The sequence below is a fragment of the Gemmatimonas groenlandica genome, from assembly GCF_013004105.1.
Taxonomy (GTDB): domain Bacteria; phylum Gemmatimonadota; class Gemmatimonadetes; order Gemmatimonadales; family Gemmatimonadaceae; genus Gemmatimonas; species Gemmatimonas groenlandica.
In genome coordinates, this window is the sequence record NZ_CP053085.1 from 3,783,126 (window position 1) to 3,803,255 (window position 20,130).

The 20,130-nt window shown below is 65.4% G+C and carries 16 protein-coding genes; 11 read left to right on the plus strand and 5 right to left on the minus strand.

Annotation, left to right across the window (positions count from 1 at the left end; translation table 11 throughout):
- Positions 1-23: 23 nt before the first annotated feature.
- Together HKW67_RS16125 and HKW67_RS16130 are read left to right on the plus strand one after the other, a co-directional pair.
- Positions 24-1,127: a helix-turn-helix transcriptional regulator gene (locus HKW67_RS16125; RefSeq protein WP_171226365.1), complete on the plus strand. Its 1,104-nt coding sequence runs from the start codon at positions 24-26 to the stop codon at positions 1,125-1,127.
- Positions 1,124-2,116 carry a helix-turn-helix transcriptional regulator gene (locus HKW67_RS16130; RefSeq protein WP_171226366.1) on the plus strand — a complete coding sequence of 331 codons (993 nt, stop codon included), beginning with the start codon at positions 1,124-1,126 and terminating at the stop codon, positions 2,114-2,116. Before HKW67_RS16125 ends, HKW67_RS16130 begins: the two co-directional genes overlap by 4 nt.
- Before the next feature lie 9 nt (positions 2,117-2,125).
- On the opposite strand, the gene HKW67_RS16135 is transcribed toward HKW67_RS16130, so the two are convergent.
- Entirely contained in the window at positions 2,126-2,497 is a 372-nt protein-coding gene (locus HKW67_RS16135) for a phage holin family protein (protein WP_171226367.1), read from the minus strand.
- An 8-nt stretch (positions 2,498-2,505) separates the two neighbouring features.
- Between HKW67_RS16135 and HKW67_RS16140 the strand changes: the two genes are divergently transcribed.
- Positions 2,506-3,879 carry a phospholipase D-like domain-containing protein gene (locus HKW67_RS16140; RefSeq protein WP_171226368.1) on the plus strand — a complete coding sequence of 458 codons (1,374 nt, stop codon included), beginning with the start codon at positions 2,506-2,508 and terminating at the stop codon, positions 3,877-3,879.
- 138 nt (positions 3,880-4,017) lie between these two features.
- Positions 4,018-4,941 carry a universal stress protein gene (locus HKW67_RS16145; protein ID WP_171226369.1) on the plus strand — a complete coding sequence of 308 codons (924 nt, stop codon included), beginning with the start codon at positions 4,018-4,020 and terminating at the stop codon, positions 4,939-4,941.
- Between the two features lie 297 nt (positions 4,942-5,238).
- On the opposite strand, the gene HKW67_RS16150 is transcribed toward HKW67_RS16145, so the two are convergent.
- Both HKW67_RS16150 and HKW67_RS16155 read right to left on the minus strand, forming a co-directional pair.
- Positions 5,239-6,252, minus strand: coding sequence for an MlaD family protein (locus HKW67_RS16150; RefSeq protein ID WP_171226370.1), 1,014 nt, complete (start codon positions 6,250-6,252; stop codon positions 5,239-5,241).
- Between the two features lie 32 nt (positions 6,253-6,284).
- The gene (locus HKW67_RS16155; RefSeq protein WP_171226371.1) at positions 6,285-7,082 is read right to left on the minus strand and encodes an MlaE family ABC transporter permease; all 798 of its coding nucleotides are present in this window, start codon (positions 7,080-7,082) and stop codon (positions 6,285-6,287) included.
- A gap of 167 nt (positions 7,083-7,249) precedes the next feature.
- Between HKW67_RS16155 and HKW67_RS16160 the strand changes: the two genes are divergently transcribed.
- The 3 genes from HKW67_RS16160 to HKW67_RS16170 all read left to right on the plus strand — a co-directional run bounded on the left by HKW67_RS16160 (position 7,250) and on the right by HKW67_RS16170 (position 11,446).
- On the plus strand, positions 7,250-8,230 hold the full coding sequence (locus tag HKW67_RS16160) for an ArsR/SmtB family transcription factor (RefSeq protein ID WP_171226372.1): 981 nt from the start codon (positions 7,250-7,252) through the stop codon (positions 8,228-8,230).
- A complete protein-coding gene (ahcY, locus tag HKW67_RS16165) occupies positions 8,231-9,721 on the plus strand; it encodes an adenosylhomocysteinase (RefSeq protein ID WP_171226373.1) in 1,491 nt (496 codons plus the stop codon). It abuts the gene before it with no gap.
- Positions 9,722-9,877: 156 nt separating this feature from the next.
- Positions 9,878-11,446, plus strand: a complete 1,569-nt coding sequence (locus HKW67_RS16170) for an MSCRAMM family protein (RefSeq protein ID WP_171226374.1) — start codon at positions 9,878-9,880, stop codon at positions 11,444-11,446.
- Here the strand turns inward: HKW67_RS16170 and HKW67_RS16175 are convergent.
- On the minus strand, positions 11,443-15,195 hold the full coding sequence (locus HKW67_RS16175) for a carboxypeptidase-like regulatory domain-containing protein (RefSeq protein WP_171226375.1): 3,753 nt from the start codon (positions 15,193-15,195) through the stop codon (positions 11,443-11,445). The two genes, HKW67_RS16170 and HKW67_RS16175, sit on opposite strands and share 4 nt — an antisense overlap.
- 131 nt (positions 15,196-15,326) lie before the next feature.
- Between HKW67_RS16175 and HKW67_RS16180 the strand changes: the two genes are divergently transcribed.
- The 3 genes from HKW67_RS16180 to HKW67_RS16190 all read left to right on the plus strand — a co-directional run bounded on the left by HKW67_RS16180 (position 15,327) and on the right by HKW67_RS16190 (position 18,055).
- Positions 15,327-16,061 (plus strand): DUF3108 domain-containing protein, encoded by a 735-nt coding sequence (locus HKW67_RS16180; protein WP_171226376.1) that lies wholly within the window; start codon positions 15,327-15,329, stop codon positions 16,059-16,061.
- Between the two features lie 79 nt (positions 16,062-16,140).
- The gene (locus HKW67_RS16185; protein ID WP_171226377.1) at positions 16,141-16,821 is read left to right on the plus strand and encodes a DUF1345 domain-containing protein; all 681 of its coding nucleotides are present in this window, start codon (positions 16,141-16,143) and stop codon (positions 16,819-16,821) included.
- 73 nt (positions 16,822-16,894) lie between these two features.
- Positions 16,895-18,055: an NAD(P)/FAD-dependent oxidoreductase gene (locus HKW67_RS16190; RefSeq protein ID WP_171226378.1), complete on the plus strand. Its 1,161-nt coding sequence runs from the start codon at positions 16,895-16,897 to the stop codon at positions 18,053-18,055.
- 6 nt (positions 18,056-18,061) lie between these two features.
- On the opposite strand, the gene HKW67_RS16195 is transcribed toward HKW67_RS16190, so the two are convergent.
- On the minus strand, positions 18,062-19,126 hold the full coding sequence (locus tag HKW67_RS16195; protein WP_330998912.1) for a BLUF domain-containing protein: 1,065 nt from the start codon (positions 19,124-19,126) through the stop codon (positions 18,062-18,064).
- Positions 19,127-19,389: 263 nt separating this feature from the next.
- Between HKW67_RS16195 and HKW67_RS16200 the strand changes: the two genes are divergently transcribed.
- A complete protein-coding gene (locus HKW67_RS16200; RefSeq protein ID WP_171226380.1) occupies positions 19,390-20,124 on the plus strand; it encodes an alpha/beta hydrolase in 735 nt (244 codons plus the stop codon).
- Positions 20,125-20,130 lie beyond the last annotated feature (6 nt).

Here is a 20,130-nt window from a genome sequence, read left to right on the forward strand (position 1 = left end):
ACTGACCACTCGGAATTCATGGTATGGCTGCTGCGGACAAGCTGACCCGCTGGTTCGATCTGATCGCGGCGCTCCTGCGGCGCCGGAACGGTGGGACGTTCGAGGAGTTTCGTTACGATGTGCCGGCCTACATCACCGCCGCGGTGAACGAGGCGAGCATCATGCGCACCTTCGAGCGTGACAAGGACGAACTCCGCGCCTTTGGTGTCGCGATCGAGACACTGCCCGACGGCGACGGCGGCGAGTCGCGCTACCGGCTCCGGCCCGATGAGTTCTATCTACCGTTGCTCGCGCTGTGTGAATCGCGCATCGTTTCCGCGCTCGAAGTGCGAACCATAGCGCGCCCGAAAGGCATCGGCTTCCAGACATTGCCGGTGCTCGCGATCACACCCGATGAATGTCTCACGCTGCGCCGCGCGGCTGGGCGTGTGCGCGCACTCGGCAATCCGACACTCGATGCCGATGCCGCCGGCGCGATCCGCAAGCTCGAACAGGACGTTGGACTGCTGCCGATCGGCGAGCCGATCGTCGCTGCGGTAAAGGTGCACGCGAGCACCTTCGAAGTGCTTGGCGCTGCCCTCTCGGCGCGACAGCGGGTGACGTTCAGCTACGCCAGCATGGGTCGCAATCAGCAGAGCATGCGCACGGTGGAACCGTACGGTCTCGTGTTCCTCACGGGGCACTGGTATCTCGTCGCGCACGATCCGACACAGCAGGCGCTACGACAGTTCCGGGTGAGCCGCATCTCCAAGCCGAAGTACAACGCGCAGAAGAAGCAGCCGGATTACGTCATCCCCGCCACTTTCGATCTTGAGGCGCATGCGGCCTCGCGTCAGTCGTGGGAGCTCGGTGACGAGGAGGCGGTGTCGGTCGTGGTCGCCTTTCGCGGCGAGTCGGGGCAGGTGCAGCAGGGCATGCAGTTGGGAGAGGAGACGAGCACCCCGTCAGAGCGATGCTTTCGGGTGCGTCGGCGCGATCCGTTCCTGCGTTGGCTGCTCACGTTTGGTGGTGATGCGTCGATCGTGTCGCCGGCCGAATGGCACGGCAGCTGGCGCACCTTGCTGCACGACACGTTGTCGGCCCATCGTGCGGCCCAGTCACTGGCGAACGCCGCGGAGGTCGCATGACGCGCGCCGATGAACAGTTGCAACGCCTGTTGATTGCGTTTCCGACGATGGCCGACGAACACAAGCTCACGTTCGACGAACTTGCGGCGCTCGTGGGTACCGACGCCAAAACGCTGCGCGCCGACTTCCACGCTCTCGACCGCGACGATACCCCGGCCGGCTTTGTGGAGGGCGTACAACTGTTCGTTGGATCCAACAGCGTGTCGATGCGCTCGTCGCACTTCAAGCGTCCCATGCGGCTCACGCGGCCCGAGGTGGCGTCGCTCGAACTGGGGCTCGGCATGCTGGAGCAGGAGCTTCCGGTCGACGAGCGTCATCAGGTCACGAACGTCCGGGCGCGACTGCGCGAGATCGCCGTGCGACCGGTCGATACCGTGGTCGAGAAATGGAAGACCAGCGCGCCCGCCGATGCGGCCAGCACCCTCGCGGTTGAACCCGCGCGCGACGACGAATGGGAAGCCGTGGTCGTGCTGCATCGCGCCATCGAACGTCACCATGTCGTGCAGCTCACGTATCAGCGGTCGAACGACACCGAATCGACCGTGCGTCGCGTGCGCCCGTACGCGATGGTTCGGGCCGACGCCAACATCTATCTCGTGGCGTTCTGCGAGCGCAATGACACGCTCCGGGTGTTCCGGCTCGATCGGGTGCGCGGGGCGGTGGAGACCAGCGATCCCTTCGAACTCCCCGCCGATTTCACGGTGGAATCGGTCTTGCAACAGGGCCATGTGTTCGTGCAGGACGCGCCGGCCGCCGAGTCGCTGGTGGTTCGGTATAGTCCGGCCGTGGCACGTTGGATCGCCGAGCGTGAGCGTGGCGAGTGGCACCCCGACGGGTCATTGCTGGTGCACTATCCGCTGGCGGATGAATCCTGGGCGATCCGCCACGTGTTGCAGTACGGCCCCGACGCGGTGATCCTCGCGCCGGAGCGGGTGCGACAGGCGATGGAGCTGGTGCTCCAGCGCGCGCTCGACGAGCTTCCCGCCTGAGCGGAGGGTTCAGTCGGCGTCGGCGTCGCTCGGGATCACGACCCAACTGAGGATGGTACTGAGGATGCTCACCAACAACGCCCCGATGAACGCGGCCCAGAAGCCACTGATGTGGAACGAGACGCCAAGTCGCGTGGCAAGGGCGCTCGTGAGCAGCAGCATGGCGGCGTTCAGCACGAGGGTGAACAGGCCCAGCGTGATGATCTGGATCGGGAACGAGAAGAACGACAGCACCGGTCGCACCAACGTGTTCACGACGCCGAACACCAGTGCGAGTGCGACCAGTCCCTGCCAGCTTCCGGTATAGCTGATGCCATCGATGAAGCGAGCGGCGCACCACAGCGCGACCGCATTGATCAGGAGTCGCAGAATGAAGGTCATGCTGAAACATGGCTGACCGACACTCGCCTCGGGAAGTGCGCACGTACCGCGCGTGGGGCGCCGCCCGGCGCTTCACCGAGGGCGTGCGCGACCCGGCGTTTCGCGAGCTCCTGCAGCTGATCGACGGCGGATCGCTGCATGGCTGTCCTCCCCTCGTGCTGCTTCCCGACGGCGCGCAGGCGTTCCAGCGGATGATCGCGAGCATGGACAGCGCGCAGGAGGAGGTCCTGCTCGAGACCTACATCATGCGTGATGACAAGCTCGGCGAGTCGGTGCAGCAGGCGCTGATTCGCGCGGCGGCGCGCGGCGTACGCACCTACGTGTTGGCCGATGCCGTGGGCTCGATGAATACCGGCGATCGATTCTGGGAAACCCTGACCGAGCACGGGGTTGAAGTGCGACACTTTCATCGGGTGTGGCACCATCCCTTCGAGGCGCTACGACGGGATCATCGCAAGATCCTCGTGTGCGATCGCCGGATCGCGTTCACGGGGGGCATGAACATCGCCGAAGAGTACGGATCATCGATTCGCTCGAAGAGCAACGCGTGGCGAGACACGTTCGTCCAAGTTGAAGGCTCGGTGGCGCGTGAGCTGGCGGCGGTGTTCGCCGAAGGATGGGATCGCGCGAAGGGTCCTGACTTGCCCGGGCTCGAGTACGTGAGTTGGAGTGTGATCGACGAGACGTCCACACGCGCTCCCGCTCACGTCGTGGGGCCGCGCAAGTTGCAGCGCGCCCTGCAGCAGAAGCTGCATCAGAAGCTCGGCGCGCAGCGAGATAAACGACGGGGTCGGCGCGTACGCAGTGTCGCCGATCTCGCGGCGCCGGACGATCGCGCGGTGCTGGTCCTCGCGCCGCGACCCGGACGCGGACAACGTGAGATGCTCGGCGCGCTGGCGGCGATGATCGGCGGCGCACGCCAGCGACTCTGGATCACCACACCGTATTTTGCGCCGCCTACACGCGCACTGACGCTCTTGCTTGCGGCGGCACAACACGGTGTCGATGTGCGCCTGCTGCTACCCGGAGAGCACGCCGACGTGCCACTCATCCGGCACGCCGCACACGGCACGTATCACAAGCTGTTGAAGGGCGGTGTGCGTGTGTTCGAGTATCAGCGCGCGACGTTGCATGCGAAGACGGTCGTGATCGACGGGCACGCCAGCTTGATTGGCTCGTCGAACCTCGATTTCCGTTCGTTCTGGCTGAACGCGGAGTGCAACGTTCTGGTGTTCGACGACGAGTGTGGCGCCGGCATGGAAGCGAGCTTTGAGGCCGATCTAAAAGACAGTCACGAAGTCACGATGGAAGAATGGCGACAGCGCACGTGGTCTCACCGAGTGTTCGACCGCCTCGCTCGCGCGCTACGCTTGGCCCTTTAGCGGCGCAGCCGAATGGATTGTACGGGATTCCCTGACGAGGACCACAGGACTCCCCGATAGAGCGCGTGTGTGGAAAGTGCGACCCTCTTCTGCAGGGCTACGCAACCCGCTGCCCGTCGCTCTACGAGGTTCCCGCCCATGTTCGTTCGCGCTCATGATCCCGTCATGCACTCGGAGTATCTGCCGCCCGGCACCGATGGACCCGTGCTCGTCGCGTGCGACGGTGCATCGGCTTCGAGTGAGGCCCTGTTCAACGCGGGTCGGTTGGCGATCCGGGCGCTCGGTGGTCCACTTCAGGTCCTCGGCGTCTGTGAGCCGACACCCGGCGTGGCCGCCGGGATGGACGTGTTGCTGGTGCCGGCGGAGCTTGACGAGGCGCGCCGCGCGTTAATGGTCGAAGACGTGCGTCGTGCGATCTCGATCTCGGCCGCCGGTGATCCGGCGTGGGACGTGGACGTGCAGCTGGGCTCTCCCGCACGACTGTTGGCGACGGAGGCATTCCGCCGCCATGCGTCGGTCATCGTGATGGGTATCGGCCGCCATAACCCGCTCGACCGATTGTTCGGCACGGAGACGACGCTCGCCACGCTCAGGGAATCGCGCGTGCCGGTACTCGCCGTGTGCCCCAGCTTCCCGACGACCCCGACGCATGCGGTGGTCGGACTCGATTTCAGTGCGGCCAGCGTACAGTCAGCCCGTCTTGCCGCTCGCCTCCTGGCCCCCAACGGACGCCTCACGCTCGTACACGTACGTCCGCGCTTCGAACATCCGTCGGCAGATTGGCAGGCCTGGGACGCCGACTATGGCCGCACGCTGCCGCCCCTGTTCGATCAGGTCCGCACGCAGCTCGATCCGCCCGAAGGGGTGACCGTGGACACCGTCACCGTGCGCGGCGATCCCGCGTCGTCCTTACTGTCGTTCGCGCAGCAGGCGCAGTGCGATCTCATCGCGGTCGGCACGCAGCGTCACAGCTTCCTCGAGCGCCTGATGGTGGGCTCGGTCGCAACGCGTGTGTTGCGCACGGCGCGTTGCGGTGTGCTCGCGGTGCCATCGGCCGCGTGATGGCCATCGGCGGCGTGATTTCAGCGACTCGGGGATGCGGAAAACTGCGGTTCCTGCCTGACACGGATACGAACCGGTATGAACAGATAGAAACCGATCACCGTCGTTGTGCGACGAGATCGGAGGCTCAACGGCTGTTCAATTTAAGAATTGGACGACTCACGTCTCGCCGCGCCGGTGCGATTGCACAGGGCAAATCCATTTCTGTCCGTTGCTATCGGTTCGTATCCGTGTCAGGCAGGAACAGTCTGTTTCTGTTGTTATCATCCGATTCGCGTTGCCGACGCTACACATGCGCTAGAACACCCGCACGTTGATGTAGCGCTTCGGGTTCTTCTTCACGTCGGCCACGAGCGCGCGCAATTCACGCACGAGCGAGTCGCTCTGCTGGTACAACGCCGGGTCGTTCACCATCAGTCCAAGCGTGCCGCGACCCGAATTGACCTTGTTGAACACCGAATCGGCTTTGGCCACTGCACTGGCTAGACGGCCCTCCGTACGATCGAGTCCCTCGGCCACTTCGCGCAGGCGTGTGGTCGCCGCGAGCAGCTCCTTGGCCGCCGTCTGTGAGTTGTTGACGATGACCTGGAGTTCGCCACGGCTCGTCGCCGAGTCGACGCGTGACGAGAACGCGTTCAGGTTGGCCGCTGCGGCGTTGATGCTCTTGAGCCCGAGCTGCACGTCGCTGCTGATGTGATCGAGGTTCTTCGACTGCAGCTCCACCGTGGAGGCCAACTGCGCCGAAAGCCGAGAGAAGTTGCGGATCGATTCACGCAGTTCGCGCGCGGCCTGCTCATCGAACGCCACCTGCACCCGGTCGGCGACCTTGGCCACATCACCGGCGATGCGACCGGCCACCGTGGTCAGTTGCGCGATGTCGGGAAGCACGGCCCCGGCCAGCGTGTCGCCGGAAGCGCGCGACTCATTGATGGCGGCACGCAGCTCACGGTCGGCTGGCAAGCCGGTCGCGTCGGTGATCGTGGCCTGCCATTCGCCGAACAGGCTGGCGGCCGCGAGTAGCACGACCGGATCGGACGGCAGCGTGACACCACGATCGATGCCAAGCGTGAGCACCACCCATCCGCGCTCGCCGAGGGCGATCGATTCGATATGTCCGGAACGCACACCGCGAATCACCACCGGGTTACCGAGCGCGACGCCACCCACGTCGCGCGTGCGCACCACGAGATGTCGGGTCTTGCCGCGAAGATCGGCCTGCTTGAGCCAGAGGACCGCGCCGATGACCACGATCGTCACCACCAGCACGGTGGCGCCGACCACGAAATCGCTGGCCCGTCGGGAGGTGGTCATAAGGCGTGTGGAAAGAGAAGCACGTCCATGGGTTACCGAAGTGTACGGCCAGAGAGCCAGACCAGCGCCCAGAAAGCATCGAGTACGAGAATCATGACGGCGGAAATCACGACCGCGCGCGTGGCGCCGCGTCCCACGCCCTGTGCCCCGCCTTCCGTGTTCAACCCGGCGCGGCAGCCGATCAACGAGACCGCCGCACCGAAGCTCGCCGACTTCACGAGGCCATAGCGCACGTCGAAGTCGGTGAAGAAGATGCGCGCTCCCTTCAGGAACTGCGGTGTGGTGATATCGAGCAGCACCAACGACGCCACCCAGCCCGACAGCAGACCAACCAGCATCGCCACGGCCACCACGACAGGAAACATCAGCGTTGATGCGAGTACGCGCGGCACCACGAGATGACTCATCGGATCGAACGTGAGCGTTTCGAGTGCATCGATCTGTTCGGTCACGCGCATCGTGCCCAACTCGGCGGCGATATTCGCTCCAACGCGTCCGGCCAGCGCCAGACCCGTGAGCACCGGAGCGAGTTCGAGGGTGATGGTCTTCTGGACCAGCGTGCCCACAAAATACGGCGGCACGAGATCACCCACGGAGTAGCTCGCGAGCAGCGCCAGCACGATGCCGGTGAACAGCGCAATGAAGATGCCGATCGGGAGTGACTCGACACCGAGTACGCGCGCGTGCGTGCTGAACTCGGGGATCCAGTCCTTCGTGTCACGCATGGCCCGAAACGTCGCCGCGACGAATCGCGCGCCGGCACCGATCTGATCGAAGAACGATCGTGTGGTCCGGCCGACGGCGCTGATGCGCTGATGCAGCGAATTCACGGCCACCCGATGCAGATGCCGCCGAGAGAAAGATCAAGCATTAGTGGCAATGGTAGCACCGATCCCACCCCACGGGAGGGGCAAATCCCCGAGTTGACGGCATCCCGATTGACGGAGTAGGACAAGGGTGCTATCCTTTCATCCGGATATACGGATATATTAAAAACATGACCTCGCCACGCCTTGCAATCCACGACCGTATGGTCGAGCTCGCCGACGCCACCCGGTGTCGGCTGCTTTCGGCGTTGGAGCGGCAGGAACTGACCGTCGGCGAACTGGCCACCGCCCTGCAACTGCCGCAGAGCACGGTGAGTCGGCATCTCAAGATACTGGCCGACGAAGAATGGATCGCCTCGCGGGCTGAAGGGGCGAGCCGATGGTATCGCCGGAATCCGCAGCTCGACGCCGACATGCGGGCCCTTTGGGACATCGTCCGATCGGCCGTCGGCAGCACGCCGGCGGCGCTCCAGGACGCCGCCCGGATCGATGCAGTGATCTCGGCCCGACGCGCCGGCACGCAGGCGTTCTTCGCCACCGCCAGCGCGGAATGGGATGCGCTGCGCAACGACATGTTCGGCGCGCGCGCTGACCTGAGCGCGGCGCTCGCGCTCCTCGATGAGTCAGTGATCATCGGCGATCTGGGCTGCGGCACCGGTGCCCTCGCCGCCGCGCTGGCCCCGCACGTGGCGCACGTGCATGCCATCGATGCTTCACCGGCCATGTTGTCGTCGGCCTCTTCGCGATTGGCCGCGTACAGCAACGTGACGCTCAGTGAGGGAACGCTCGAAGCGTTGCCCTTGGGCGACGCCTCTCTCGACGCGGCCGTGTTGATGCTGGTCCTGCACCATGTGGCCGATCCGCAGCGTGCGCTGCGCGATGTCCGACGCGTGCTCCGCCCCAACGGGCGCCTGCTCATTGCCGATATGCGCCCGCACGCGCAGGAGCGCTATCGCGAGCAGATGGGTCACGTGTGGCTCGGCTTCGATCCGCTCGAACTGACGTCGTGGCTGCACGACGCCGGCTTTACCGACGTTCGCTATGTCCCGCTACCGGTGGATCCCGACGCCACCGGCCCCGCGTTGTTTTCCGCCACGGCGCGCTGCGCTGTGGGTTCCCGTTCCGACTCTTCTCTCAGGATTCATAGGTAAATGTCTACCGTCGTCGTCACCGAAAAGGGTGCTGCGCCACTGGCGTCGCTCGATCGTCCCGCGTTCGCCGTGCGTGATCTCGCGCTCGCCGAGTGGGGCCGCAAGGAAATCCGTCTCGCCGAGTTCGAAATGCCGGGCCTCATGGCGCTGCGCGCCGAATATGCCGGCAAGCATCCACTCAAGGGTGCGAAGATCATGGGCTCGCTGCACATGACGGTGCAGACGGCCGTGCTGATCGAAACGCTCGTCGAACTCGGCGCCGATGTGCGCTGGGTGTCGTGCAACATCTTCAGCACGCAGGACCACGCCGCGGCCGCCGTGGCTGTCGGTCCGCACGGCACGGTGGAATCGCCCAAGGGCACGCCGGTGTTCGCGTGGAAGGGTGAGACGCTCGAGGAGTACTGGTGGTGCACCGAGCAGGCGCTGATGTGGAGCGACGGCACGGGCCCGAATCTGTTGCTTGATGATGGAGGCGACGCCACGCTGCTCGTGCACAAGGGCACCGAGTACGAGAAGAGCGGCGTGATCCCGGGCTTCGACAGCGACAACGAGCCAGAAGAGTGGGGCGTGATTCTCGACCTGCTGCGCGCCGAGCAGGCGAAGAACCCCGGCCGTTGGACGAAGGTGCTGGCCGGTATTCGCGGCGTGAGCGAAGAGACCACGACGGGCGTGCATCGCCTGTACGAGATGGAGCGCGCGGGCACGCTGGCCTTCCCGGCTATCAACGTGAACGACGCCGTGACGAAGTCGAAGTTCGACAACTTGTACGGCTGCCGTCACTCGATCATCGATGGTCTGAACCGCGCGACCGACGTCATGCTTGCGGGCAAGATCGCGGTCGTGATGGGTTACGGCGATGTGGGCAAGGGCTGCGCGCAGGCGCTCAAGGGTCAGGGCGCGCGCGTGATCATCACCGAAATCGATCCCATCTGCGCATTGCAGGCGGCACTCGAAGGCTACCAGGTGACCACGCTCGAAGACATCGTGGACGAAGCGGACATCTTCATCTCGGCGACGGGCAACAAGAACGTCATCACGGTCGAGCACATGGGCCGCATGAAGGACAAGGCGATCGTGGCGAACATCGGCCACTTCGACAACGAGATCGATATGGCCGGTCTCAAGAAGGTCGAAGGCATGAAGCGTATCAACATCAAGCCGCAGTACGATGAGTTCGTGCTGCCGAACGGCCGCTCGATCCTGATCCTCGCCGAAGGCCGTTTGATGAACCTCGGCTGCGCGACGGGCCACCCGAGCTTCGTGATGTCGGCGAGCTTCACGAATCAGGTGCTGGCGCAGCTCGAACTGCATGCGAACGCGGAGAGCTACGGCAAGCGTGTGTTCGTCCTGCCGAAGCATCTCGACGAGAAGGTCGCGCGCTTGCACCTGCCGAAGCTTGGTGTGAAGTTGACCACGCTGAACACCGAGCAGGCCGACTACCTCGGCGTGAATCCGATGGGCCCGTTCAAGTCGGAGCACTACCGCTACTAGGACCGCGGTGGGAACCGTGTGGACGGCACGGGAAGCTATTGGGTGCGAACGTGGGTGAGACTGGTGGAAGCGGCGTTACCTCGGGTGAGGTGGCGCCGCTTTTGGCAGGCGGGTCGTGCGGTCGCGGGGGTGTGGTACGGGAGTTAGGATACGGACATGATCGTCATGACGCGGCTTCGCTCTGTGACAATGCTGGTGGCGCGCGTGGCGTCGCTTCTCGTCCTGCCGCTGGCTTCCAGGCACTGGCTTTACTCGACCGCACTCGGTGCCATACTGTTGGCGCTACCGGCACGCACTACCCAGAGTCAGGCGCTTACTGAAAAACCGGCCACCGGCAAACTCCGTGGCGTCGCCTACGACAGTGTGCGGGCGCGACCGCTGCCACTGGCCACGATTCAGTTGGTGAGTGCCACCGACCCGAGCAGCGCTCGCGAGCTGCATACTGACAGTCTCGGACGATTCAGCGCCGACAGTTTGCCGCCCGGCTCATGGATTGTGGGCGCCACGCACCCGTGGCTGGACTCACTCGCCGTCGATCAGTTGGCCGTGCAGGTCGATGTGAAGGCGAAAGGCACCACGCGGGCGTTGATCGCCGTGCCGTCGGCGCGCGCGCTCGTGGCCCGCGTCTGCGGAGAGCAGGTGGCGCGCGACTCGTCGGGATACGTACACGGGCTTGTCCGTCGCGCGAGTAACCTGGGTGTCGGTGCTCCAGGCACCGTGCGCGTAGAGTGGCTCGAGCTGACGCTCACGAAGGAGCGGATGGAACGCTCCATCGAGGGCGTGGAAGTACAGTCTACGTCGGACGGACGCTACGTCGCCTGTGGCGTTCCACTTGGCGGCGCACTGCGGGTGCGCAGCTGGACCGGAAACGACTCGACCGGCGTACTGGACGTTGCACTGGCGCCGCATGGCATTGGGCGGCTCGATCTGGCGATCGGCGAGGCGCAACGCACGACGGTCTCGATTCCCGGAGAGACCGATTCATCCAACGCGACGGCAGCCGACTCAATGGCGCCCATGGAGATCGAGGTGCTGCGCGGAGCCGGCAGCATACAGGGCGTGATTCGTTCAGTCGCGAGCGGCAGCAGCAATCCACCGCTGGCCAATGCGCGCGTCACCGTGTGGGGGACTGGACTCGAGGTGCGGAGCGCGAACAATGGCCGATTTGCGATGAGCGGACTGCCCACCGGCAGTTACATCGTGGAAACCGTCGCCATCGGCTATCAGCCGGTGCGCGAGGTGGTCGAGCTGCGTGCTGACGCTACGGTGACCGTCGAGACGCGCCTCGAACGCCTGCTCATGCTCGACACCGTGCAGGTGCGCGCACTACGGCGGCGTGCACTGGGCCCGAGCATTGCTGGATTCGAGGAGCGTCGGCAACGCGGCTTCGGCAAATTTCTCGGACCGGAGGAGCTCGACCGCCGCGTCGCTTCGCAGGCGTCCGACCTGCTCCGCATGATCGCCGGCGTGCGCATCGTGCCCGGCCCCGACGGGTATCGCGTGCTGCTGCGCGGAGATTTCAAAGGCTCGTGCGCGCCGACCATGTTCCTTGATGGCATGCGCATTCTCGACATGGGCGGCGTAAACAGCATCAACTCGTACGTGTCGCCGATGGAGATCCGTGCGATCGAGGTGTACGTGAGTGGCGCCGCGACGCCACCAGAATTCTCGAATGGCTTGAGCACCTGCGGCAGCATCGTGATCTGGACCGGGGCGCGTCGTTAGTCGCCACCCCGGTTGATCTGCATCTGCGTCGGTCCGTTCGCCTCGCCCGCCACGCGCGGGCGATTGTGCACCAGCGGCACCGGATTGCCGAATTGCCACTGCGAATTCTTGCGATCTTCGGCGGATACTTCCGACATGCGCTGCAGGAAGGGGAGCAGCGCCTTCTGTTGTGGCGTGACGATGGTGTCCATGATGTCTACCTGCGACCAGAAGATCGGCCAGTACAACTTGGTGGTGGCTTGTACGCTGTCGAGCGCCGCCTTGCCTGCCACCCCTTCGGGTTGCACGGCGAGGAAGTCGCCGAGCGCCTTGTAGATGACGCGGACCTTGGCGGAGTACAGTGAGTCGGCCTTCAACAAGGCGTCGATCTGCGGCTTGGTGAGAAACAAGGAGTCGCTCTCGCCCAGGATCATGCGATGTACGTTCGACGTGTTGCGCAGATAGAGCGCGGCGATCGAGTCGGTGCTGCGACGCTGCCACGTGTTCTTGGCCACGCGCACCGGCTCCAGGGCCCGTCGCAATTGCTGCATGTCGTACGGCACGGACAGATCGACCGAGAAGTCGAGCGTGACGCGGAACGGCTGCCGCGACAGCGTGCGAAAGGCACGGGTGTCACCGAAGCGCGGATTCACGTCGTAGCGGAACTGCTGCGTGGCCGCGTTGAAGCCCTTGGGCAGCAGCAATACCGGATCGGGCGTCGCCCGCGTGCCCCAGCCGCGGAGTCCATTCGCGCCGTGCAACGCCTGATCGAGTCCGGCCAGCGGGTTCTCGAGCACGATGTTGGCCGTGATGCGTCGTCCCGACGGACGCCAGTTGATGCGCGGCTGAATCTGCATGTTGAGCTGCTGCGTCCACGAGCCACGGCAGCTCATACGACCGGCCACGGTGCCCTGCTGTGCCTCGAGACATTCGCGCACATTGGCGGGAGCGGCCGACAGCAGCGCGCGCATCTGCGCCGCCGTGCTCGCGTCACTCTCGGTCGCGGGATTGGGCACGAAGGCGCGGTCATTGGCGCGCCCGTCGCCGTTGATGTCACTGCGTACGATCGGGGTGAACGGCAATCCCGACTGCAGTCGGCCGAACAGCGTAATCGTACCGATCTTGGGGAGCCCGATACCACCTTGAACCACCAGCGCGTGCCGTGCGTCGTTCGGGCCGGTGCCCCATTCCGTCACGCGCGGGTCACCAAAGCCACCGCCGTCGAATCCGCGATACTGCTGACGCACCTGCTGCAGCGTGTATGATGCCGACGTGTAGAACTGCACGCGTGGACGGAAGCGGAACACATCGGGGGCGATCGTCCCGGTGATCTGTCCACCGTAGCCGCGCAGGTCGCTGGTGCGCAGCGCCACGCGTCCGAAGGCGTTGCTGATGCGCGACTCACCCGCTGACACCGAGCCCGTGTTGGGATCGATCGCCCCGGTGCTCACGAATATCGGGCGGCTGTTCTCGCCCGGCAGTGTGAAACGCGACACACCGGCGAAGTTGGCGTCGAGCGTGCTGGGTTGCGAGAGATCGTACGAGCCGAGCGCGTCCACTTTCACCATCACCTTCCGGATGTTGGTGGCCCAGTTCAACGACGCGCGCCAACTGCGCGGCACATCGAACCCGCGATCCACCAGCGTGACGCTCGGCGCGCGTTCGGAGAGCGCCCCGGAGCCGTCGGCACAGGCGCTGGGCAGCGTCGCCGATCCGTTCGACAGGGCCTCCCAGTCGGGCACGGGAATCGACGCGCCCACGCATGACAGCGACAGCGTGCTGCCGGCAATGCCGGCGCCAGCGACGGCATCGGCCAGCATGCCCGGCTTGTACAGGTCGCGGAACTCGCCGATACCGCCGCGAATGAAGCCGAGACTCTGCCGGTAGAATACGCCAATCGGGCTCTGATTCGTGCCGTTGCCGTTGTCCTTGGCGCGTGAGTAGGTGTAAGAGAAGCCCACGCGCGGCGACAGGTGCACGCGCGCCGGCGCGAGGCCGGTAGTGACGCCGAGTGCCTGCTCGAGCGCGCTGTTGGTGGGCGGCGCATCGCCGAACGCGTTCATCTCGACGCGCGCGCCGTACAGCATGCTGAAGTAGCGCGTCGGATTCCACTGATGCGCCAGTGCGACCGCGCCATTGTAGGTGGTGGCACTGCGCGTGGGCTGTACCAAGGTGCGCGAGTACGAGGACGGACGATTGCCGGCGAAATCGGCCAGCGAGTTGAACGTGTACTGCCCGAGTGCGTTGGGCATCCCTTCCTGTCGCAGACCATCAACGCGTCCCCACGCCTGCGTCTTGAAGCGGTGCTTGGTGCCCTGCGCATTCCACACCATCTCGTTGGAGCCTTCCAGCGTCCACTTGCTGTCGTCGACGGCGAGAAACGGATTGCCGCCCAGTGAAAGCGCGACGACATCGCTGGTGGCCGCATCGGAGCTGGAACGGGCCAGCACCGTGGCACCGGGAAGGTTCACGTACGGCGATGTCTGCTCGCGCACGGAGCTGATGGCCAGGCGGTTCTGCATGAGCGTGCGGTAACCAGCGCCCATGAATTGGCTGTGCAGGAACTGTGCGCCGATGGTGCGCTGCTGCTGTTTGCCACCGGCGGCCGGCGCCACGAGCGGACCGAAGGCCAGCGCACCTTCCTTGTTGCTCGACGCGTACGTGGTCAGCGTGAGCGTGCGGAGCGAATCGCGGATGTCATCGATGCGACCGAGCCACGTGATGTTGTCCTGCTGTCGCGCGCTGGGAATGCCGCCGCCCGACAACGGCAGGCCAACCGCATTGGCCACTTGCAACACACGTCGCGCGGAGTCGGGCGAAAGGCCGGCGCGTCGCAGCGCATCGGCGTCGCCTCCCAGCAACGTGGACGGATCGCTCACCGTGCGGCCCACATCGAGTGCGATGTTGTACGTGAGCACGCGGGTGATCGCTTCGCCATCGGCACCGACGCTCCCGCGGAATCCGCCGTTCACGAGGCCCAGCGAACGACCCACCTTATCCGTGAGCTGCAGCTGCGGCGCGTTGAGCGTGAGAAACGCGTTACGATTCTGAAAGTCGCGGGAGCCTGAGCCCAGTCGCACATCGATGTTGGCGCCGGCGAAACCACCGCGTGTGGGATCGAAGGTCGCGCCGGTGACGCGCATCTCGGTGCGTGCAGCCCGTGGCAACGAGCCACCGGGAATCGCCATGCCGTTCAGCGTGGTCAGATTCGATCCCACGCCCGACCCGAGCATGGTCGGTCCGCCGGCGGTGAGCGTGACACCGGGGATTGTGCCGGCCATCGCCCCCAGATCGCCCGCGGCGTTCACGCTGACCCGACCGGCGACGCCATTGGCCCACTGCTCGCTGGCTCCCGTTTCGGCCTGATAGGGTGACGCAATGGTCGCGCTGGCGCGCACAGGTTTGGCGGCCGTCACTTTCACCGCGGCCAGCATGGCCAGGTCACGTCCCATGGTGAAATCGGCCACCAGCTCGCGTTCACTGCCGAGTCGCTGAATGCGACGCCGGGCCGTGCGGAAGCCGAGCGATGCGACGTTCACCAGATAGTCGCCGGTGCCCTGTTCGAACCGGCTGCTATACCGGCCAGCAGAATCGGTAACCGTACTCTGCACCAGGCGGTCGGGGCCGCGCGTGATCACCACGGAAGCGCCGACGAGGGCGCGGCTGGAGTCGTCCAGCACGCGGCCACGGACGATGTCGGCACTCTGGGCGCGCACGGCGCCGACCGCGAGCAGCAGCATCGCTGCGACATTGAGGGGAAGGAATCTCATGTCGCATACGACGCCACGTGGGACGAATTGGTTGCACTGCTTCGCCGATGCTAGCTTACGGAATGCCTCGATCAACGGCTTCTGCGTGTGCGTGCTTTCCGTCGTTGCCGTCGTTGATGACGGTCTGTCTCATGGCGTCGGTCCTGGTGGTGACCACGGGTGCTCCGCTCGTCGCGCAGCAGACGCTCGCGGTCCCGGCGCCCACAGTTCAGGCCGTCTTGGTCGCGCCCGGCGATTCCACGCTGCGCGGCGACCGCATTCTGGCCGACTCGGTGCAGTACTCGCTGATCGCCTATCGCGGCGCCCAGCAGCAGATGCTGGGCACGGCGGTCGACGTGGTGAAGCTCGAGATGCGTGGCGACGTGCCGGTGATTCATCGCATCCTCACCGTTTCGCCGGGTCGCGCGCCGCTGATCGACTCCACCGTGACGGACGCGCGCACGTTGGCGCCGCGTCGTCACCGCAACGTGTCGTCGTCGCGACTGATCTCGATCGATTTCAACGGCAAACGTGTGAAAGGATCGATCGGTCCGGTCGACGTGCCGTCACTGCCGGTCGATACCACGCTGGCGATCGCGCCGTTCGATTCGGGGAACTGGGATTTGATCGTGCGTTCGCTGCCGCTGGAGAAAGGCTACGCCGCGCGCTTTCGCGTCTATGACACCGATAGTGGTCTGCGCGAGTATCGCATCGAGGTCACCGGCAGTGCCACGGTGCTCGGCGAAGACGCGCACGTGGTGATCTTTACTCTGGCGCCGAAGCGCGAATCGGTGGTGTGGATCGGCAAGGCGTCACGCCGGTTGCTGCAGGTGGAGACGCTGATCGATGCGAACACGATGCTGCGGCAGGTGCGTCAGGAGCGGTAGTCGTCGCGGCGGCTGAAAAATTGCGCTGCTGGTTGGCCGAGCGCGAGGCAGAGCCACGTACGAGCACAGAGGAGCCCAGGTGCACGAGGAGTCGACGATCGGAACGGGCGTGCGGGATCGTGTCGCCCACATGCGGGCGGGTACGCGCATCGCGTGGGCACTGGCCGTGAGCGTGGTCACGCTGGCGCTGCTGCCGCCGCGGTTGACGATCGAGCTGCGCGCGGTGGCGGCATGGGATGCCTTCGCCGCTACCGCCTTGCTGTCCACCTGGTTCACGATTCTCACGCTGCGACCGGCGCAGATTCACGCCTCGGCCCGGCGCGAGGACCCGAGTCGCGCCGCCTCGCTCGTGCTGGTGCTGATGGGCGCCGGAGCCTCGCTGCTGGCGGTGTTGCTGCTCTTGAAGGCCAGCGCGCAGTTGGATGCCATCCTGCTGGCGCTGTCGGCCGTTGCATTGGCGTGGACGTTGATTCACACGGTGTTCACGGTGCGCTACGCGCATCTGTATCACGATGGATCACCCACAGCTGTGGCCGAGGAGGGACCGCTCGACTTCCCGGGCGCGGAGGGCCTGCCCGACTATCTCGACTTCGCCTACTTCGCGTTCGTGGTGGGCATGACCGCGCAAACGTCCGACGTCTCGATTCGCGGTCGGCGTATCCGTCGCACGGCGCTCCTGCACGGCGTCATTTCCTGGGTGTTCAACACCGCTGTCGTGGCGCTGCTGATCAGCGTGCTAGGATCGGTGATTGGTGCATAGCACGGGCTCGGTGACCACGCACCGCCGACTGCGGCGCGGGCGTTCCCTGTGGGCGGACTCCCGCGGAATCGTCGTGCCGCATACGCCGCTGCCGGCGAACGGCATGCGGGAGATTATCGACGATGTCGTGGTGGTCGGCACCGGCATCAGCGGCGCGCTCGTGGCACACGCGTTGATCGAGGCCGGACGCTCGGTGACGATGCTCGATCGACGACCGCCGATGACGGGTAGCACGCTGGCATCGACGGCCTTGCTGCAATTCGAGATCGATCTGCCGTTGCACCGACTGGCGCGACAGGTCGGCTGGCCGCGCGCGCGCCGCGCCTACCAGCGATCGGTGCGGGCGGTGCAGGATCTGACGGCGCTCGTGCGCCGCGAGGGGATTCGTTGTGCGTTCGGCGCCCGGGAGAGTCTGTATCTTGCCGGCGACGCGTATGGCGCCCGCGCGCTGGCGGTCGAAGTCGACGCGCGCGAGAAGGCGGGAGTCCCCGGTGAGTTTCTACCGGCCAGCGAGGTGCGTTCTCGCTACGGGATCGCGCGAACCGGCGCGATCGTGAGCGCGGGGTCGGCCACCGCCGATCCTGCGCAACTCACCGCTGGCGTGCTGCGACGTATCGTGTCGCGCAGCGGGCGGATCTGGTCGGGCGTGAACGTTACCGGCGTCGACAGCAGCCTACACGGCGTGGAGCTGTCTACCGAGCAGGGCCAACGGGTGTTCGCCAATCAGGTGGTGTTCTGCACGGGATACGAAACCCCTACGCACGTACCCACGCGTGATCATCGCATCCATTCCACCTGGGCCGTGGCGAGCGCACCGAACGCGGCATTCCCGGCGTGGCTGGCGCGCACGGTGGTGTGGGAGGCCTCTGATCCGTATCTGTACCTGCGCACGACCGCCGACGGCCGACTGATTGCCGGCGGACATGACGAGGAAGCGGCGAGCGCTTACACGGTGACGCATCGTATTGCGGCGAAGGCGCGCGCGATTCAACACGACGTCCACGCGCTGCTGCCCGACACCAGATTCCGTGTGAGTCACGCGTGGGGTGGTGCCTTCGGCGAGTCCACCACGGCGTTGCCGCTGATTGACCGATTGCCCGACACGCGACACACCTGGGTGGTCGCGGGCTTCGGCGGCAACGGCATCACCTACAGCATGATCGCGGCGCAGGTGATCGCGGCCGCCCTTCAGGGCGCGCGCGATCCTGATGCCGGGTTGTTCATCCTGCGCTGACGCCGTCTACGCGCGCGCTCCGCGGGCGCGGGCGACATCGTCGGGCAAGTGCGCGGCCGACGTCGAGCTCGCATCGGCATGCACGTCGGCGCCGGATATCCTACGGTCGTAGAACGCACGTCCACCAGCGACCACGACCAAGGCCGGGTTCTTCGAGGCGTGACGCACCGAGTCGATGATCTGCGTCATCTGACCAGCGCGATGCTCGCGCGTGAAGGCCGGACTGAGCGACAGATCGATCGCATCGAACCAGTTGGTCGCGACAATCTGCTTGAGCGCCTGCTCGGTGGAGGGAAAGCGAATGCGGGTGTCGTGTCCGGCCTGCCAGAGTGCCTCGGCGTCGAGTGACGCGCCGAGCATGTGGATCTCACCAGGCAGTGGCGCGACCAGCACCACCAGTGGTTGTGCGATTTGCTGCTGGACGCTATCGACCGCGATCTCCCGGACAAAGGTCTGCAAGCGGCAGAGGCCGAGCGTCACTTCGTACTCGCCGCAGTCGTCGGCGGCCCACAAATCCCCGAGACGTCGTGCGGCGGGCTCGATCAGCAATTCGGTCAAGGCGGACATCGACCGGAACTCAGCGTAGGCCGCGTTGAGCAGGAGACGCGCGTCGTTCGGCTCGGTGGCGATGGCGAGAGCGGCGAGTCGCTCAGCGGCCACGTTAGTGGAGGTCGCGTTTTCAGCGTGAACGCTGTCGAGCACTGCATCCGCCGGGCCCGTCGACAGCTTGAGATTCCACTTTCCAAACAGGCGCGAAGGCGCCGAGTGCACGGAGATCGCTTCGATGTCCGCGTGCCGCTGGTCGCGGCTGATCGACGACCACACACGCGCGATGCTGGCGGGCGGTCCCTCGAGCCACTGGAAGAAGCGATCGTCGTTATAGACCATGAGGCCCGTGATCCCTTCGCGATGATTCCGACTGGCGGCTGCGTGCTGCAACTCGCCGAGCTGCGTTTCGGACATCGGAGAAGTCGCCCGACTCCGGTAGGTCAGCGTCATGAGCGGACGCTCGGCGGACGGGTTGCTTCCGCGGTCGGACTGCTCGAATCCCGACATCATGTTCCAAACCATACCGCGCTACCCCGTAACCACGAAGGAGAACCGGCGGGAGTGTGCAGGAGGGAGACACACTCAACAGCGAACGCACGGCGCTTCAGATGCGGCGTAGTATTTGAATCGGCGCAGGTGGTGTCAAGCGACTATGTCGAGTTTGACGCGTTGGAAAGTAGGTTCGGACCGTTGTTCCTAGTATATTGGCTAATCGTCACGCCGCTCCGGTGGAAGGACGGGCAACCCGCTGTAGTTGAAGGCGGGGTGAGTAGACTTCACCAACGATGACTGAATTCCAAGACGCTGCCCGTGACGCCGCCGCGGCGATCACCATGCACAAGCTGGCCGTGGAACGCACGGCCCGGTACGCCACCGCTGGAGCCGAACCAGCCGACACTGCCACGCTGTGGGTGGTCTTTCACGGCTATGGCCAGCTGGCGAGCGAGTTCATGACCACCTTCGCCCGACTGGCCTCCAAGACGACGCGCGTGATCGCGCCCGAAGGGTTGTCGCGGTTCTATCTCGAGCTGCCGAGGGCCGACGGCAAGCATCTCGCGCGCACGGGCGCCACGTGGCTCACGCGCGATGGTCGTGAAGACGATCTGCGCGACGCGCTGGGCATGTTGCATGCGGTGGTCGGCCAGGAAGTCGACGCGATTCTCGAGGCGCGTGGCGATGTGCCCGTCATCAAGGTGCTCGGCTTTTCGCAGGGCGTCGCGATGAGCATGCGCTGGGTGGCCGATGTGGCCGATCGCGGGGTACCCGAGGAGGGTGCCGACGTGGCGACGCACGTGTTGTGGGCGGGTGGGCTCGCGCACGATGTCTCGGACGACGCCATGCAGGCCGCATGGAAAGGCACGGTGGTGCAGGTCGTCGTGGGCGACAAGGATAAGTTCGCGACCGATTCGTTCCGTCGTACGCTGCGCAAGCGCATCGACGCGATGGGCGTCGAGGTGGAGGAGTTCACGTTCGGCGGCGGGCATCGGCTGGATGACGACGTGCTCCGCCGGTTGCTGTAGCCGACG

What these genes read in the sequence shown, in the direction of transcription:
- HKW67_RS16125 (WP_171226365.1), top strand. Translation starts at nt 24, where the DNA reads ATGGCTGCTGCGGACAAGCTGACCCGCTGGTTCGATCTGATCGCGGCG.
- HKW67_RS16130 (WP_171226366.1), top strand. Translation starts at nt 1,124, where the DNA reads ATGACGCGCGCCGATGAACAGTTGCAACGCCTGTTGATTGCGTTTCCG.
- HKW67_RS16135 (WP_171226367.1), bottom strand. Translation starts at nt 2,497, where the DNA reads ATGACCTTCATTCTGCGACTCCTGATCAATGCGGTCGCGCTGTGGTGC.
- HKW67_RS16140 (WP_171226368.1), top strand. Translation starts at nt 2,506, where the DNA reads ATGGCTGACCGACACTCGCCTCGGGAAGTGCGCACGTACCGCGCGTGG.
- HKW67_RS16145 (WP_171226369.1), top strand. Translation starts at nt 4,018, where the DNA reads ATGTTCGTTCGCGCTCATGATCCCGTCATGCACTCGGAGTATCTGCCG.
- HKW67_RS16150 (WP_171226370.1), bottom strand. Translation starts at nt 6,252, where the DNA reads ATGACCACCTCCCGACGGGCCAGCGATTTCGTGGTCGGCGCCACCGTG.
- HKW67_RS16160 (WP_171226372.1), top strand. Translation starts at nt 7,250, where the DNA reads ATGACCTCGCCACGCCTTGCAATCCACGACCGTATGGTCGAGCTCGCC.
- ahcY (WP_171226373.1), top strand. Translation starts at nt 8,231, where the DNA reads ATGTCTACCGTCGTCGTCACCGAAAAGGGTGCTGCGCCACTGGCGTCG.
- HKW67_RS16170 (WP_171226374.1), top strand. Translation starts at nt 9,878, where the DNA reads ATGATCGTCATGACGCGGCTTCGCTCTGTGACAATGCTGGTGGCGCGC.
- HKW67_RS16175 (WP_171226375.1), bottom strand. Translation starts at nt 15,195, where the DNA reads ATGAGATTCCTTCCCCTCAATGTCGCAGCGATGCTGCTGCTCGCGGTC.
- HKW67_RS16180 (WP_171226376.1), top strand. Translation starts at nt 15,327, where the DNA reads ATGGCGTCGGTCCTGGTGGTGACCACGGGTGCTCCGCTCGTCGCGCAG.
- HKW67_RS16195 (WP_330998912.1), bottom strand. Translation starts at nt 19,126, where the DNA reads ATGGTTTGGAACATGATGTCGGGATTCGAGCAGTCCGACCGCGGAAGC.
- HKW67_RS16200 (WP_171226380.1), top strand. Translation starts at nt 19,390, where the DNA reads ATGACTGAATTCCAAGACGCTGCCCGTGACGCCGCCGCGGCGATCACC.